Annotated in this window: 18 protein-coding genes and 1 pseudogene; 11 read left to right on the forward strand and 8 right to left on the reverse strand. The window is 63.3% G+C overall.

The features are described from left to right. Positions 1-101 precede the first annotated feature (101 nt). Positions 102-935 carry a hypothetical protein gene (locus ACN9MO_RS16380; RefSeq protein WP_425985632.1) on the forward strand — a complete coding sequence of 278 codons (834 nt, stop codon included), beginning with the start codon at positions 102-104 and terminating at the stop codon, positions 933-935. A gap of 61 nt (positions 936-996) precedes the next feature. After that, positions 997-1275: a DUF4304 domain-containing protein gene (locus tag ACN9MO_RS16385; RefSeq protein ID WP_112995691.1), complete on the forward strand. Its 279-nt coding sequence runs from the start codon at positions 997-999 to the stop codon at positions 1273-1275. A gap of 290 nt (positions 1276-1565) precedes the next feature. Here the strand turns inward: ACN9MO_RS16385 and ACN9MO_RS16390 are convergent, their stop codons facing one another. The 6 genes and pseudogenes from ACN9MO_RS16390 to tsaD all read right to left on the reverse strand — a co-directional run bounded on the left by ACN9MO_RS16390 (position 1566) and on the right by tsaD (position 5680). Then, positions 1566-1973: a DUF1761 domain-containing protein gene (locus ACN9MO_RS16390; RefSeq protein WP_093233124.1), complete on the reverse strand. Its 408-nt coding sequence runs from the start codon at positions 1971-1973 to the stop codon at positions 1566-1568. Between the two features lie 49 nt (positions 1974-2022). Continuing rightward, positions 2023-2689 (reverse strand): annotated as a pseudogene (locus ACN9MO_RS16395) (class I SAM-dependent methyltransferase). A 61-nt stretch (positions 2690-2750) separates the two neighbouring features. After that, on the reverse strand, positions 2751-3182 hold the full coding sequence (locus tag ACN9MO_RS16400; RefSeq protein WP_058325701.1) for an EVE domain-containing protein: 432 nt from the start codon (positions 3180-3182) through the stop codon (positions 2751-2753). Positions 3183-3188: 6 nt separating this feature from the next. After that, positions 3189-3482: a YciI-like protein gene (locus ACN9MO_RS16405; RefSeq protein WP_113132359.1), complete on the reverse strand. Its 294-nt coding sequence runs from the start codon at positions 3480-3482 to the stop codon at positions 3189-3191. 78 nt (positions 3483-3560) lie between these two features. Further along, positions 3561-4562, reverse strand: a complete 1002-nt coding sequence (locus ACN9MO_RS16410; protein WP_112995690.1) for an NAD(P)H-dependent glycerol-3-phosphate dehydrogenase — start codon at positions 4560-4562, stop codon at positions 3561-3563. Positions 4563-4585: 23 nt separating this feature from the next. Continuing rightward, positions 4586-5680 (reverse strand): tRNA (adenosine(37)-N6)-threonylcarbamoyltransferase complex transferase subunit TsaD, encoded by a 1095-nt coding sequence (gene tsaD / locus ACN9MO_RS16415; RefSeq protein WP_112995689.1) that lies wholly within the window; start codon positions 5678-5680, stop codon positions 4586-4588. Positions 5681-5754: 74 nt separating this feature from the next. Here tsaD and hemC point away from each other — a divergent pair, with 74 nt between their 5' ends. From hemC to ACN9MO_RS16445, 6 genes are all read left to right on the forward strand, one after another. Further along, complete coding sequence (gene hemC / locus ACN9MO_RS16420; RefSeq protein WP_112995688.1) at positions 5755-6684, forward strand: hydroxymethylbilane synthase; 930 nt, start codon at positions 5755-5757, stop codon at positions 6682-6684. 4 nt (positions 6685-6688) lie between these two features. Then, positions 6689-7402: a uroporphyrinogen-III synthase gene (locus ACN9MO_RS16425; protein ID WP_113132358.1), complete on the forward strand. Its 714-nt coding sequence runs from the start codon at positions 6689-6691 to the stop codon at positions 7400-7402. Positions 7403-7558: 156 nt separating this feature from the next. Further along, the gene (locus ACN9MO_RS16430; RefSeq protein ID WP_112995686.1) at positions 7559-8827 is read left to right on the forward strand and encodes a COG4223 family protein; all 1269 of its coding nucleotides are present in this window, start codon (positions 7559-7561) and stop codon (positions 8825-8827) included. 121 nt (positions 8828-8948) lie between these two features. Further along, positions 8949-10586 carry a heme biosynthesis protein HemY gene (locus tag ACN9MO_RS16435; RefSeq protein WP_112995685.1) on the forward strand — a complete coding sequence of 546 codons (1638 nt, stop codon included), beginning with the start codon at positions 8949-8951 and terminating at the stop codon, positions 10584-10586. Positions 10587-10612: 26 nt separating this feature from the next. Then, positions 10613-11095 carry a TerB family tellurite resistance protein gene (locus tag ACN9MO_RS16440; protein WP_057254984.1) on the forward strand — a complete coding sequence of 161 codons (483 nt, stop codon included), beginning with the start codon at positions 10613-10615 and terminating at the stop codon, positions 11093-11095. 1 nt (position 11096) lies between these two features. After that, on the forward strand, positions 11097-11837 hold the full coding sequence (locus ACN9MO_RS16445; RefSeq protein ID WP_058321716.1) for a glutamine amidotransferase: 741 nt from the start codon (positions 11097-11099) through the stop codon (positions 11835-11837). Positions 11838-11870: 33 nt separating this feature from the next. On the opposite strand, the gene ACN9MO_RS16450 is transcribed toward ACN9MO_RS16445, so the two are convergent. After that, positions 11871-13112, reverse strand: a complete 1242-nt coding sequence (locus ACN9MO_RS16450) for an MFS transporter (RefSeq protein WP_058325708.1) — start codon at positions 13110-13112, stop codon at positions 11871-11873. Positions 13113-13246: 134 nt separating this feature from the next. Here ACN9MO_RS16450 and ACN9MO_RS16455 point away from each other — a divergent pair, with 134 nt between their 5' ends. Beyond that, complete coding sequence (locus ACN9MO_RS16455; RefSeq protein WP_093233116.1) at positions 13247-13540, forward strand: YggT family protein; 294 nt, start codon at positions 13247-13249, stop codon at positions 13538-13540. A gap of 2 nt (positions 13541-13542) precedes the next feature. Next, a complete protein-coding gene (locus ACN9MO_RS16460) occupies positions 13543-13860 on the forward strand; it encodes a DUF167 domain-containing protein (RefSeq protein ID WP_057254980.1) in 318 nt (105 codons plus the stop codon). A 2-nt stretch (positions 13861-13862) separates the two neighbouring features. Here the strand turns inward: ACN9MO_RS16460 and ppa are convergent, their stop codons facing one another. Further along, on the reverse strand, positions 13863-14396 hold the full coding sequence (ppa, locus tag ACN9MO_RS16465) for an inorganic diphosphatase (RefSeq protein ID WP_057254979.1): 534 nt from the start codon (positions 14394-14396) through the stop codon (positions 13863-13865). 161 nt (positions 14397-14557) lie between these two features. Here ppa and ACN9MO_RS16470 point away from each other — a divergent pair, with 161 nt between their 5' ends. Beyond that, the gene (locus ACN9MO_RS16470; RefSeq protein WP_057254978.1) at positions 14558-15160 is read left to right on the forward strand and encodes a hypothetical protein; all 603 of its coding nucleotides are present in this window, start codon (positions 14558-14560) and stop codon (positions 15158-15160) included. Positions 15161-15229 lie beyond the last annotated feature (69 nt).

The following is a 15229-nucleotide window of genomic DNA, read 5'->3' on the forward strand; positions in this document are numbered from 1 at the left end:
AACGATAGCCGCAAAAAGCCAAGCAATTCCGTGACTTTCCCGCGAAAGTGGGCGAGAGTGATCTTAACCAATTGTTAAGTGTCCTCCGGAGGGCGAACAGAATGACTCTGTTCAAGGCAATCCATGCGACCAAAGTGCTAGCGCTCGCCGGCCTGGTCATCGTCACCACCTGCATCCCCTTGGAGGCCCGCGACTGGGGCGGAGCACGCGGCGTTCAGACACGAACCAACCATGTCCGCATGTATCAAGGTCGCCCCGGTCCGCGCTACGAGTTTGGCGGCATGGGCTACCGCAACGGCTGGAACCGCAATCGCATGCACCGTCGCGACTGGATGGCCAACGATGGGTTGCCGGACGTGAACACCCGCACCCGGCACGTTCGCATTCCCCGATATCGCCCCTATCCCGGCCCCTACACCGGGCGCTGGGAGCATCGCGGCGGATGGGTTCGTGACAGGGCAGGCAACGACATCTGGACGTCCGGAGGCCGTCGCCACGATGGTCGACCACGCATCGCCAATGGACTGCCGGAAGTCGAGACACGCACGCGGCATGTTCGCCTCCCGCAGTATCGCCCATATCCCGGCCGCTATGCCGAGCACTGGGGAAGCGGCGGCGGATGGGTTCGCGACAGGGCCGGCCGCGAGATCTGGACGTCCGGTGGCCAGCGCCGCGACTATCGCCAGGGCTACTATGGCGGCGATGAATATCCAGACACCATCCCGGGCATCGGCACCTATGTCGGCGGCATTTCCGCCTATGTGGATCTCGGCAACGGCATCTATTTCAACCAGGAAGGCGACTATGGCTATGCCGACGACGGGCAGTCCGAATCGCCGCCGCAGACCAGACGCGGCAAGATCATCAATGTCACGCCGCAGACGATGAACGGCTCCTGCGCCTATGAACACGGCGTCTGTGTGATCCGGCGTTAGTTCATGTCACGGATTCGCGGGAAACCGCGGCTATGAGCCCGTCTGGAGCCATTTCGTCCAAATGCCTGTAGCAAACCCCGTCGCTGATGCCGTGTCGTCGCTGTTGAAGCCACTTGGCTTCAGGAGAAAGTCATCAAGCTGGTATCTCGAAAATGACGAAACCGTTCTGATCGTAAACGTCCAAAGGTCGCAGTTCGGCCCCCAGTATTACCTCAACTTTTCTGTGGTCATCCGAGCGATCTCGACAGTGCCACAACCCAAAGAATACCATGGAGACACCGCTTCAGGCTCGAAGAGACTCTGCCCGCCCACTCGCGCGAACTGTGCAAGAAGCTGCTGAACCTTGAATACCCGCTCTCTGACGATGAACGGTCGTTGCGTCTGGTGGAATTGATCAAGCGCCACGGCTTGCGGCTATTGCTGACATGCAATTCGGAGGCCGGCTTAAAAGAGGCGCTTGAAAGCAAATCACTTCCGGACTGGACATTCTCAAGTGCCGCGCGGGCGCATCTTGTCGAGCGCGTCACACGCGCCTCGATCTAGCAGAGGTCGGATAACGCTCGTCAGCGTGTTGGCGTTCTCCTCATGCGAGCGGCCGCCCGCGAGGCGAAGTCACCGACCGGCTCAGCATCACACGCCCATGGCGCCGATGATCGCGCCCATTGCCAGAAGCACCAGCAGCCAGTGTCCGCCGTCGATCAGCGACAGGTCCCAACCGAAGCCCTGGTAGCGATGGTTGACGATGAGGGTCGTCGCGACGAAGCCGAGCCAAAGGAAGAAGGCCGAGACGACGCCGTTGACGAGCGTGACCTCGCCCGGCCCGAGGTGGCCGACGACGCCGGCGACCATGGTCGCCATCACCAGTTCCGAGACGAAGGAAATGGCAAAGAGAACCGGCGACATTTGCGCAGCCGCGGGATCGATGCGCGCCGCCTTCATCCAGGGTTTGCCGAGAACGCCGTAGTAGATCGCGCCGATGACGAAGGCCGCAATGGCGGCGATCAGCACCGCCAGATAGTTCATGCCCGCAAATACCATGTTCGTTCCCCCGTTTTTGCGGGGATTGGAATCGAAGGCCTTTGGGCTGTCAACTGTCCGTGTTCGCAGTGCCCCCGAAGCGCCAGACCGTCGTGCACTTGACCTCGCTGTCCTCCAGCGCGCGGGTCACGGGAACCTCGTAGGTGGCAAGGGCCGTCATCATCTCGCGCGGGCAATAGGAACGGCCGGGGTCGCCGACGATCACTGTCGCCCCTTTCGCCGTCAGATCCGAAAACCACGGTTTCAGCCGGTCGGCAAAAGCCTTGTCGTAGAAGACGTCGCCGGCGAGGTAGACATCGGCCCCAAGTTCGCGACCGGTCACGTCCTCGTCCGTATAGGAAAGGGCGACGCCGTTGAGTTCGGCATTGAGCCGGACCGCCGTTTTCGCCCAGGGATCGATATCGGCGGCAAGAACCGATGCCGCCCCCGCCTTCATCGCGGCGATTGCTACCAAGCCCGAACCGGAGGCGAAGTCGACGACCTGCCTGCCGCGCACCGTCTCGGGATGATCAAGGATGTAGCGGGCAAGCCCCTGCCCGCCGGCCCAGGCAAAAGGCCCAGAACGGCGGCGGCAGGCCGATTTCCTGCAATTCCTCCTCGGTCTTCAGCCAGAGCTCATGCGCCTCGGTTGCCAGATGCAGGCGCACCTCCGGCACGTGAGGCGGCGAAAGCACGCCGGTATTGGCGAGGATGAAACTTTCCGGATCGGTCTTCACGAAAACTCTCCGAGCCTATCCGAAAGGCGAAAGCGGTTTCAGGATAGGCGGAAAAACAAGATTACCGCGGAGGATTGTCGAGCCCGCCCATGCGGCAGACCTCGATCCATTCGTCCTCGGTCACCGGCTGCACCGACAGGCGCATGGAAGTGACGAGCGACATCTTGGCGAGCTTCGGATTGTCCTTGATCTCTTTCAATGTCACCGGACGCGGCATGTCGGTGACAGCGCGGATATCGACGCAATCCCAGCGGGCGTCACCCTCGGCAGTCGAATCCGGATGCGAAAGCGCGCAGACCTCGGTAATGCCGACGATCTCCAGACCCTCGTTCGAGTGGTAGAAGAAGCCTTTGTCGCCGATCTGCATCGCCCGCATGTTGTTGCGCGCCAGATAGTTGCGCACGCCGGTCCATTCGGTGCCCTTGGCGCCTGCATCCTTCTGCATCTGCCAGGACCACTTGACCGGTTCGGATTTGTAGAGCCAATGCGCCATCGCGTCTCAGGCCTCCGGATTGTTGAAGACCCAGTTGAAGGCCTTGATCTCGACATCGGAGAAGAGGCCCGCCTTGGCATAGGGATCCGCTTCGGCAATGGCGCGGGCTTCTGCGATGGTCTCGGCCTTGACGATCACCAGGCTGCCGGTCGGCTTGCTGTCGTCACCCAGGAACGGGCCCGCGATCTTTAGAATGCCCTTGGCGTTGAGATCGTTGAGATAGGCGACATGATCGGGGCGGGTATCGAGCCGAAGCTGCAGCGCGCCGGGTTTGTCGGTGCAATGAAGTGCGAAGAGCATGCTTCCTCCTGAAGTTGTCGTTTGGCGCGGGATGCGAGCGGAAAACCGCTTTACACTTTTGCGCACCCCGCTACCGGATTATTCCTGGGTGATCGGGCGTGTCATCAATTGTTCGAGTGCGGTGCGGACATCGAGCTTGCCGTCGATAATCGCCGCCACCGCTTCGGTGATCGGCATCTCGACGCCGAGATCATGGGCGACGCGCGCGGCGACCGACGCGGCAAAGGCGCCTTCGACCAGCTCGCCCTTGCCCCCATCGGCGCGGCCGTTCTGGCCGAGCGCGATGCCGAAGCGCAAATTGCGCGACTGGTGGCTGGTGGCCGTCAACACGAGATCGCCGAGACCCGAGAGGCCGCGCACCGTGTCGGCCTCACCACCCTCGGCGGCAATGAAGCGCGACATCTCGGCAAGGCCGCGCGAGATCAGCGCTGCGCGGGCGGAATCGCCGAGACCCGCACCCTCGACGATGCCGCAGGCAATCGCCAGCACGTTCTTGAGCGCGCCGCCGAGCTGCACCCCGATGCGATCCTGCGACGGGTAGAGCCGGAAGGTCGGGCCTGAAAGCACCTCTGCCAGCATCGTCGCCGTTTGAGCATCGGCGGCAGCGATTACCATCGCAGTCGGCAGGCCCTTGGCGATATCTGCGGCGAAACCGGGACCCGAGAGCACGCCGATCGAACGACCGGGCAATTCCTCCGCCAGAACGTCGGTCAGCAACCGGCCGGTCGCTTGCTCCATGCCCTTGGCACAGGTGACGATCGTAGCGGCTGCATTGATCTGCGGGCCATATTGCCGCGCCGCATCACGGTGCGCCTGAGACGGCATGGCGAACAGCACGACTTCGGCTTCGGCGAGAACGGAGACATCCGCCGTATGTTTCAGCGCCGGCGGCAGATCGATGCCCGGCAGGGCATCCTCGTTGCGACCGGTATTGCGGCACGCTTCAGCAATCTCCTGCCGACGGGCGAGCAACGTCACGTCGCTGCCTGCCGCCGAGGCCGCAACCGCAGCCAAGGCAGTGCCAAAGGCGCCAGCGCCAACCACGACGATTTTCGGCCCGATCTTGGAGGTTTCGCTCATTCTTTATCCGTCACATTCTGGCATCATGCCTTGGCGCCGCGTTTGCCGGAGCCGAGCAGTGCCTGCGCTTGGGCGTCGAGCGGCCAGCGCGAGCGCGGCGCAACGTCGAGGCCATCGGCCACCATGCCCGCCGCCAGGCGCTCCGCACCGGCCCAGGCGATCATCGCGGCATTGTCAGTGCAAAGCGAAAGCGGCGGCGCGATAAAGTCGAAACCGGATTGAGCGCACAGGGTCTGCAGCGTCGAACGCAGCATCTGGTTCGCGGCAACGCCGCCGGCAACCACCAGGGCCGGACGCGCCACGCCCGCGTGTTCCGCCTTGAAGCGCTTCAGCCCGCGCCCGACGCGATCCTTCAGCGTGCGCGAGATCGCACGCTGGAAGGAAGCGCAGATATCCGCGATGTCCTGCTCCGTCACGGGCTCCAGCGATTGCGCCGCCTGGCGCACCGCCGTTTTCAGTCCCGAGAAGGAGAAATCGAGCCGGGCGTCACCGACGAGCGGGCGCGGAAAATCGAAACGCTGGGGATTGCCGGCGAGCGCCGCACGCTCGACCGCCGGACCACCCGGATAGGCAAGACCGAGCAGTTTCGCCGTCTTGTCGAAGGCCTCGCCAAGCGCATCGTCGATCGTCGTGCCCCAGCGCTCGTATTCGCCGACGCCCTTGACGAGGATAAGCTGCGTATGGCCGCCGGAGACGAGCAACATCAGATAGGGAAAGGAAAGTCCGTCCGTCAGCCGCGCCGTCAGCGCGTGGCCTTCGAGATGGTTGACGGCGTAGAGCGGCTTGCCGGTCGCGCGCGCGATCGCCTTGCCGGTCATCAGCCCGACGATCAGGCCGCCAATCAGACCGGGACCACTTGTCGCAGCGATCGCATCGATGTCGGCAAGCGTGACGCTGGCGCGCAGCAGCGCCTCCTCGATCAGCGTGTCGAGCGCTTCCACATGGGCGCGCGCGGCGATCTCCGGAACCACGCCGCCATAGGCGCTATGCTCTTCCAGCTGGCTCAGAACGACGTCGCCGAGAATGTGACCCTTGCCGTCGGAATCGCGCAAAATAACGGAAGCGGCGGTTTCGTCGCAGCTTGTTTCTATGCCGAGGATGCGCAGGGGCGGAGACATCAGAGTATACTCAAAGATTGCGGTCGCACCGAAAGGTGGGTACACGGAACTCCGGTAACAATGGATAGCCTTTGATGCAAACAAAACCTTTCCGGATCGGCACGCGCGGCAGTCCGCTGGCGCTCGCACAAGCCCATGAAACGCGCGATCGCCTCGCAGCGGCGCATGGTCTGGCGCCGGAAATGTTCGAGGTCGTCATTCTCTCGACCAAGGGCGACCGGATCACCGACCGCTCGCTCGCCGAGATCGGCGGCAAGGGCCTGTTCACCGAGGAGATCGAGCAGCAATTGCTGTCGGGCGAACTCGATTTCGCCGTGCATTCGTCCAAGGACATGCCGACGAAGCTGCCGGACGGGCTCTGTCTTTCCGCCTTCCTGCCGCGCGAGGACATTCGCGACGCCTTCATCGGCCGCACGGCACCGAAACTGATGGAACTGCCTGAAGGCGCCACTGTCGGTTCCTCGTCGCTGCGCCGCCAGGCGCTGATCCGCCGGCTGCGGCCGGATCTCCACGTCATCACCTATCGCGGCCAGGTGGAAACGCGGCTGAGAAAACTCGCCGAGGGCCAGGTCGATGCAACGCTGCTCGCCTATGCCGGGCTGAAGCGGCTCGGCATGACCGACGTTCCAACCGAACTGCTGGACCCGGCCGATTTCCCGCCGGCCCCGGCGCAAGGCGCGATCTGCATCGAAAGCCGGGTCGGCGACAGCCGCATCAACGACCTGCTCGCCGCCGTCGACGATCCGCGCACCCATGAGGCGGTTACCTGCGAGCGCGGCTTCCTCGCGACGCTCGACGGTTCCTGCCGCACGCCGATCGCCGGCCTCGCCACCTCGGATGGCACCCATCTCAGTTTTTCCGGCATGATCCTCACGCCCGATGGCCAGACCCATCATCGCGTCACGATCGAAGGCAAGGCCACCGACGCCGAAGCGCTCGGCAAAAAGGCGGGCGAGGAAATCCGCGCCAAGGCCGGCCCGGGCTTCTTTGCAAGCTGGACCTGAGCCGATGCGCGTGCTCGTCACCCGGCCGCTTCCCGCCGCCGAGGCGACTGCGCGTCGGCTGGAGGCTGCCGGCCACCAGCCGATCCTCCTGCCATTGATGCGGGCCATGCATCTGACCGCCGTTGCCGAAGCAGCGCTAGACATACCGTTTGCAGCCATTGTCTTGACCAGCGCCGAAGCGGTTCGGGTCCTCGCCGCTCTGGGCGGCGAAATGGAAAAGCATCTGAAAACCCCATGCTTCTGCGTCGGCGAGGCGACTGCGCGGGCAGCACGAGAACTTGGCTTCACCGATCTCCGCATCGGCGATGGCACCGGCGAAGCGCTGGCCGGGCTGATTGTTTCGGCCGTCGGCACCTTGCCGAAACAGCCGCTGCTCTACCTGACCGGCTCTCCGCGCTCCGATGGTCTCGAGGCCGCCCTCAGGCATCATGGCATCACTCATAGAACGGTAGAATGCTACCGCATGGAACCGATCGCACACCCGCCTGACACGCTACGGGATCTCGTGCAAACCGGCCGGCCCGACGCCGTTCTGCTCTATTCCCGCGAGACGGCTCGACGCCTGGCGGCATTGCTGCTGGAGGGCTGTCTGGACGCTGCGTCCTTCAGCCCGCGCTATCTCTGCCTGAGCGCTGCCGTCGCCGAGGCGCTGCCAAGCAACGTCATGGCGCAGATTGCCGCAAAGCCCGACGAAGAAAACCTTTTTAGTTTGATCTAAAATGGGATGAAGAAAAATGTTGGCGGTTTTCCGCCCGCATTCCACGTCACTCCAGGGCCGATTCAGCCAAAATCGAAACGGAGGGGCTTTCCCTCACCGTTCGGGCTGACTAGGTTTGGGAGAAGAGCCGACAGGAACCAACGGTAAGAGGTCACCATGGTATCGGAAAACCCGCCGCGCCGCTCGAAGTCCGAGAAGGAACCGCTGACGATCGACCTCGAAGCGGAAAAAACCGTTGCGGAACCGGCTGAGGCCGAAACAACCCGCGAGACGGTGACGGACGTGGCAAGCGAAAGTCCGACAAGCGACGCCAAGGCGGATGAGACGGCAACGGACAGCAGCGATGACAGCGCCGCCGGATCGCGCCTGGAAGAAGAGATCGAGGAGCAGCGTGCCGACGCGGCCGCAGCCGTCTTCGCCGAAGAACCGCCGCACGCGGCACAGGAGACGGAACCGGCGCCTCGACAGAAACCGGTGTCGAACTCCGGCGCGCTCGCCGCCGGTATCCTCGGTGGCCTTGTGACGCTGCTCGGCTTTGGCGGCCTGCAATATGCCGGCATCGTCCCCGGACTTGGCCCTGAGCGTGGCGTCGAGCAGAACATCTCCAGCGAACTGCAGGCACTGCGCGATCAGGTCGCAGCACTGCCCACGACCGCCGCAGTCGTCGACAACACGGCGCTCGAAGGCCGCATCGCCGCCCTCGAACAATCAGCCGCCCAACCCGGCACGAACGGCGCGCCGAGTGCCGAGGTCGAAACGCTGAAGGCGGAGATCGACAACCTTACCAAGGAACTAGCAGGGCTGAAGACGACCCTCGCCGACGCCCAGCAGACGGCGACAACGGAGAAGGCGGAACTGACGAGCCGCATCGAATCCGCAGAGCAGAAACTCAACGAGCCGGTCAACGACATCCAGATGGCTAAGGCGGTCGCGGTCACCGCGCTGAAGTCGGCAATCGATCGCGGCGGCCCCTTCCTCGCCGAACTCGACGCGCTGCGCAGCATCGCACCGGACGAACAGGCCGTCGCCGCTCTGGCCCAGGACGCTCAGGTCGGCGTGCCGACCCGCTCCGATCTACGGCGCGAGTTCCCGAAGACGGCCGACGCCATGCTCGACGCCCTCAATCAACCCGATCCGAACGAGGGCATCTTCGACCGGCTGGTGTCCAGCGCCATGTCCGGCATTCGCGTACGCCCTGTCGGCAGCGTCGAGGGTGAAACGCCCGAAGCCGTCATTGCCCGCATCGAGGACAAGCTGAACAATGGCGATCTCAAGGGCGCTGCCCTGGAGTGGGATGGCCTGCCGGATGCCGCCAAACCGGCGGGCGAGGCCTTCAAGGCCAAGCTCGACCAGCGTCTGCGTGTCGAAGCCGCGATCGATGCCGCCGTCGCCGCGACGATGGCAAAGCCGGGCACAGAGGGCTAGAGCGGATGAGGAAAAGTGTATGCGGTTTTCCGCCCGCATCCCGCTCTAACTTATGGAAAACGATCATGTCTATGACTTTGGGTCGGCGACCCAAAATCATCGTGATCTGAGGGAACCAGATATGATCCGCATTCTGATTTTCATCCTGATCGTGCTTGGTCTCGGCCTCGGCTTCGCGTGGCTCGCGGACCGACCGGGTGAACTTTCGCTGGTCTGGCAAGGTCAGCTCATCGAGATGAGCCTGATGCGCGCCGCATCACTGCTGATTTCGCTGATCGCGGCCGTGCTGATCGCCGTCTGGCTGGTACGCACCATCTGGCTCTCGCCCCACACCGTCACCCGGTATTTCCGCGCCCGCAAGCGCGACCGTGGCTACCAGGCGCTTTCGACCGGCCTGATCGCTGCCGGCGCCGGCGACGCCAATCTTGCCCGCAAGATGACCGCCCGCACCCGCGGATTGATCAGCGCCGACCAGGAGCCGTTGATCCACCTGCTCGAAGCGCAAACCGCCCTCATCGAAGGCAAGTACGACGACGCGCGCCGCAAGTTCGAGCTGATGGCCGACGATCCGGAGACCCGCGAACTCGGGCTTCGCGGCCTCTACCTCGAAGCCAAGCGCCTCGGTGCCCACGAGGCCGCCCGGCAATATGCCGAACGCGCCGCCGAGAAAGCACCGCATCTGCCATGGGCGGCTCTCGCGACGCTCGACAGCCAGAGCCAGGCTGGGGAGTGGGACGATGCTCTGCGTCTTCTCGACAAGAGCCGCGCCGCCCATGTGGTCGAACGCAAGGAGGCCGACCGTAAGAGGGCGGTGCTCTTGACCGCCCGGGCGATCACAAAGCTCGACGGCGACGTGAAGGGTGCCCGCGACGATGCGCTTGCGGCACTGAAGCTCGACGAACATCTGGTGCCGGCGGCGCTGACGGCCGCCAAGGCGCTGTTTCGCGAGGACAACCTGCGCAAGGGGACCTCGATCCTGGAGAAAAACTGGAAGCACGAGCCTCACCCGGACGTGGCGCGGCTTTACGTGCGTGCCCGCGGCGGCGACACCGCCGTCGACCGGTTGAAGCGGGCGCGCAAACTTGAAGCCCTCAGGCCCAACAATGCCGTGGCGATGGCAGCTGTCGCCGAGGCCGCGCTCGAAGCGCGCGAACTGCTTCTGGCCCGCACCAAGGCGGAAGCCGCCGCCAGGCTCGATCCGACCGAGAGCGTCTTCCTGTTGCTCGCCGACATAGAAGAAGCCGACACCGGCGACGAGGGCCGCATCCGCCACTGGATGGCGCAGGCCCTGCGCAGCCCACGGGATCCGGCCTGGACTGCCGACGGCGTGACGTCGCCGACCTGGCTGCCGGTCTCGCCCGTCAGCGGACGGCTCGATGCGTTCGAATGGAAAGCGCCGCCGCATACGCTTTCGGCGACCGTCGACCACGACCAATCGAATGCCGACGAAGCGATCCGCAGTCTGCCGCCGGTGGCCGCGGAGCCGCGTGCGCATGAACCGGCCCCCGTAGCCCGCCGCAGCGAAGCGCCCGTCATCCTCGAGGCCGAACGGGAACCGCAACCGATCAAGGTCACGGAGCGCAAACCGTCCGAGCCGATCGCCGACAAGACTCCGGTCAAGAAGACGGAGAAGGAAGAGGTTACCAACGGCGAGCACATGCCTGATCCCTTCTTCGGCCGTCCGCCGGATGATCCCGGCGTGCGCGATCCAGCTACCGGCGAGAAGGCGCCGGAAAAGGCTAGTTTCCGACTGTTCTGAACTCTCAAGGGGCTGTGGCAGAATACATGTTTGAACGCTTACGGACGTTTCTCGACGGCCTGACCGGCCCGGCGACGCGGATAGAGCACGGCGATCCACGCGTGGCGGTCATCGCCCTCTGTTTCCAGGTCATGGAAGCCGACGGCCGGATCCTTGCGTCCGAACGGCGCAAGATGCGATCGGTCATCAAGCAACACTACAAGCTCGACGATGCCTCGCTTGCCGCGCTGATCGAAGCGGGCAAGACTGCCGAAAGCGAGGCGATCGATTACTACCAGTTCACCGCCGAGCTCAAGCGCCACCTCTCGGAGGAACAGCGCATCGAACTCGTCGGCATGCTCTGGGATATCGTCTATGCCGACGGCAAACGCAGCGAAATGGAAGACCACGTGATCTGGCGCATCGCCGATCTGCTCGCCGTCTCCGGGCGCGACCGGGTGTTGCAGCGGCAGGAGGCCGCAGCGAGAAGCGACACCGTCGAGGACGCCGAGCCGCAACAGGAAACCTGAAATGCCGATGCCGGACACAAGCGCGCGAAAACCAGTCTTGATCATCCTGCATCAGGAGCGGTCGAGTGCCGGCCGTGTCGGCCAGATTCTGGAGCAGAAGGGCTTTCGGCTCGACATCCGCCGGCCGGCCCTTGGCGATGACCTGCCGCCGACCCTGGAGCATCATAGCGGCACGATCATTTTTGGCGGTCCGATGAGCGCCAATGACGAGGAAGAGTTTGTCCGCCGCGAGATCGACTGGCTGTCCGTGCCGCTCAAGGAGAACAAGCCCTATCTCGGCATCTGCCTCGGCGCGCAGATGCTGGCGCGCAATCTCGGCGGCTCCGTGGCGCCGCATCACGAGGGCATGACCGAGATCGGCTGGTATCCGCTGATCGCAACCGATGCCGGCAAGGCGCTGATGGATTGGCCTGATATGGTTTACCATTTCCACCGCGAGGGTTTCGACCTACCTGCCGGAGCCGAGCTGCTCGCAACCGGTAACACCTACCCCAACCAAGCCTTCCGCTATGGCGACAATGCCTGGGGCATTCAGTTCCACGGCGAGCTGACACGCGCGATGATGCACCGCTGGGTCGTGCACGGCGCGCACCGCTTCGAGATGCCCGGTGCCCAGGTGGGCAAGGCGCATCTCGATGGCCGCATGCAGCATGACGGTCCACTGCGCACCTGGATGGAAAACTTCCTGGAACTGATCTTCCTGCGCGATGAGCGGCCGGAAGCAATTCCAGGAAGACCGTAAGACCCCATAGGAGCCCCCCTGGGGCGTGCGCCCTTACTTGTGGTGGTCGGGCACGTCGAGCGTGTCGATCTTGCGCAGTTGCGGGAAGCCGAGCGCCCAGAGCCCGGACACGAGCAGCGTGCCCATGCCGCCGAAGACCACCGCAAAGACGGCGCCGAAGCCGGATGCCATCATGCCGGCACGGAACTCGCCAAGCTCGTTCGACGCGCCGATGAACACCATGTTGACGGCGTTGACCCGGCCGCGCAGCTCGTCCGGCGTCCAGAGCGTGATCAGGATTTCGCGCACATAAACCGAGATCATATCGGCAGCGCCCATGACGATGAGCGCGGCGATCGATATCCAGGGCGTCGCCGAAAGACCGAAGACAACGGTACCGAGCCCGAAGAGTGCGACACCGGTGAACATGTAGAAACCGGCACGGTGGCGGATCGGATGCGCCGCGAGCCAGACCGCCATACTGACGGCACCGATACCCGGAGCGGCGCGCAAGAGGCCGAGACCCCAGGGACCGAGATCGAGGATGTCGCGGGCAAAGACCGGCATCAGCGCCACCGCACCGCCGAGCAGGACCGCGAAGAGATCGAGCGATATCGCGCCCAGAACCACCTTTTCGGCCTTGATGTAGCGGAAACCGGCGGTGATCGTCTCCCAGCTCTGGGCGGAGGCTTGCGTGCGGGTCGCGGGCCTCGGGATGGCAAAGACCATGAGCGCGGATGCCAGGAAGAAGCAGACGCCGACGGCATAGGGAACGACGGCGCCGAGCGCATAGATCAAGCCGCCGGCAACGGGGCCGACGATCATCGCCGTCTGCCAGGACGTGGAATTCCAGGCGATCGCATTGGGTAGGTCTTCGGGCGGCACAAGGTTGGGCGCCAGTGACTGGGACGCGGGCGCCAGGAAGGCGCGTTCGATGCCGAAGACGACTAGGATTGCATAGACCGGCCAGGGCGAAAACAATCCGGATACCGTCAGCAGCAGCAATGCCGTCGCGCAGAGCGTGCTGATGACCATGCAGATCCCCATGATCATGCGCCGGTTGTAGCGGTCTGCAGCCGCGCCAGTGACGAGGATCAGCACCAGTGACGGCAGAAACTGGAAGAGGCCGATCAGGCCGAGATCGAACGGGTCACGCGTAAGGTCATAGATCTGCCAGCCGACGGCGACCGAAATGATCTGGATCGCGAAGTACGCCAGGAAGCGCGAGAAGAAATAGCGGCGATAGCCGACATGCCGAAAGGCGGCAAAACGATGCGAGGCATGAACGGCGGACATGCGGAAGGGGCTCCTGCTGAGGCTCGGTTATCGTGCGGTCCCATGTTAAACATGATCGCGCCCGATAAACCGGCGTACTTGCTCGTTTAGGTCTCAATGTCTACATGTCTGTCAATAACGATTTGGAGACCGGCATGCTTGCTGTCATCGGCACCTTGAACTTCATCATCAACATCGCGTGGTTTCTGGTTATCGCGTCGGCCATCTTTTCCTGGCTCTACGCGTTCAACGTCATCAACGTGAACAACCAGGCGATCAACATGATCGGCCGCTCGCTCTATCAGCTGACGGAGCCGCTCTATCGCCCGATCCGCCGCGTGCTGCCCGACATGGGCGGCGTGGACCTGTCGCCCCTGGTGGTGCTGGTGATCCTCTATTTCATCCAGCTCTTCCTGAACACGACGGTCGCGCAGGCGCTGCTTGGCTGACGATGGCCAATCCGGCCTTCACCGCGCATGGCGACCACGTTCGCCTGACGGTACGCTTGACGCCGAACGGCGGCCGCGATGCCATTGATGGCTTGGAAGCGGCTGCCGACGGGGAAGAACATTTGAAAGTGCGCGTCAGCGCGGTTCCGGAAAAAGGCAAGGCCAACCAGGCGCTGATTGCCTTTCTTTCGAAGAAGCTCGGGCTTGCCAAGAGCAAGCTTTCCCTCATCTCAGGCGAAACGCAGCGCAAAAAAATCCTCCGGATCGATGGCGACCCGGAGGATTTGATAGAGCGACTTGCACAGTTGGTCGGCAAGTAAACTTACTTGGCGCCCTTGGCGCGCTCGACGGCTTCCTTGATCAGCTGCCTTGCGACGGAAGCATCCTTCCAACCAAAAATCTTCACCCACTTGCCGGGCTCCAGATCCTTGTAGTGCTCGAAGAAGTGCTCGATCTGCTTGAGCGTGATTTCCGGCAGGTCGGTGTATTCGTGCACCTTGTCGTAGCGCTGCGTCAGGTGAGCCGACGGAACCGCGATGATCTTTTCGTCCTGGCCGGAATTGTCTTCCATCATCATCACGCCGATCGGGCGGACATTGATGACGCAGCCCGGAACGAGAGGGCGGGTGTTGCAGATCAGAACGTCGATCGGATCGCCGTCGTCCGAGAGCGTGTGCGGCACAAAGCCGTAGTTACCCGGATAGGTCATCGGCGTGTAGAGGAAGCGGTCGACGACCAGCGTGCCGGCTTCCTTGTCCATCTCGTACTTGATCGGATGGCCGCCGACGGGAACTTCAACGATGACGTTGACATCTTCTGGTGGATTCTTTCCGATGGAAATCGCGTCGATGCGCATGGATCTACTCCAGGGTCAGTTTGAGAAGTTTGCCCCGTCGGATAAAGGGAAACATGCCGCGATGCAACATAACTTTCGTCCGAAATGCAGATTCAACCGGTCGTTTTGTCATCACCGAACGACCCGCATGATCGTCAAAATCTCGTTCGAGGGAGTTCACGATGAACGGAAAGGTTGCATGCCTGTCGCTGGTCCTGTTGTCCGCCGGACCCGCGGTGGCCAATGAGAGCGTCTATGTCAACGTCAGCCGCGAAAAGTGCAAGACGATTAAAGAGGAGCCGGGCAGGTACTCCCTGATGACCTGCCCGGGCCATGGCGATTATCCGGCTCATTTCAAGGAGATGGATATCCGCCAGAGCTTCTCCTTCGGTCACCTCAACGAGCGCTACCGCAACGAGGCGTTCGAAACCTTCATCCCCTTCAACCACGCCGGCGCCACAGTGGAATGGCGCATCGTCAAAGGCGGCACCCCGGTCGCGACGATCCTGCGCTGGTTCATCGAGAACCCCGACCCGGCGACGGGAGCATCGGCACCTGCGCTTGAAGGGCAGGTTCTCGTCGTCTCCACGGTAGCCCAGAAGGACGACGGCAAGGGCTGCGTCGCCGGCTATGTCGATGCGCTCGCCAATCCCGATCCCAACGCGCTCGCCCGCAAGATCGCCGACGAGGTGGCGCCGACCTTCCGCTGTGGCGTCGACAAGGCGGTCTACCATGGCACGCAAGGCGACAAGGCAAGCGCACCACGCAACGAACTGCCGGAATAGCGGCTGATCTCAACCGGAAGCGGGAAAGCCTAGAGCGCCGTGCGTTCAAATGAACGCACAAAGGATGCT

The sequence above is a fragment of the Ensifer sp. R-19 genome, from assembly GCF_049905105.1.
GTDB lineage: Bacteria > Pseudomonadota > Alphaproteobacteria > Rhizobiales > Rhizobiaceae > Ensifer.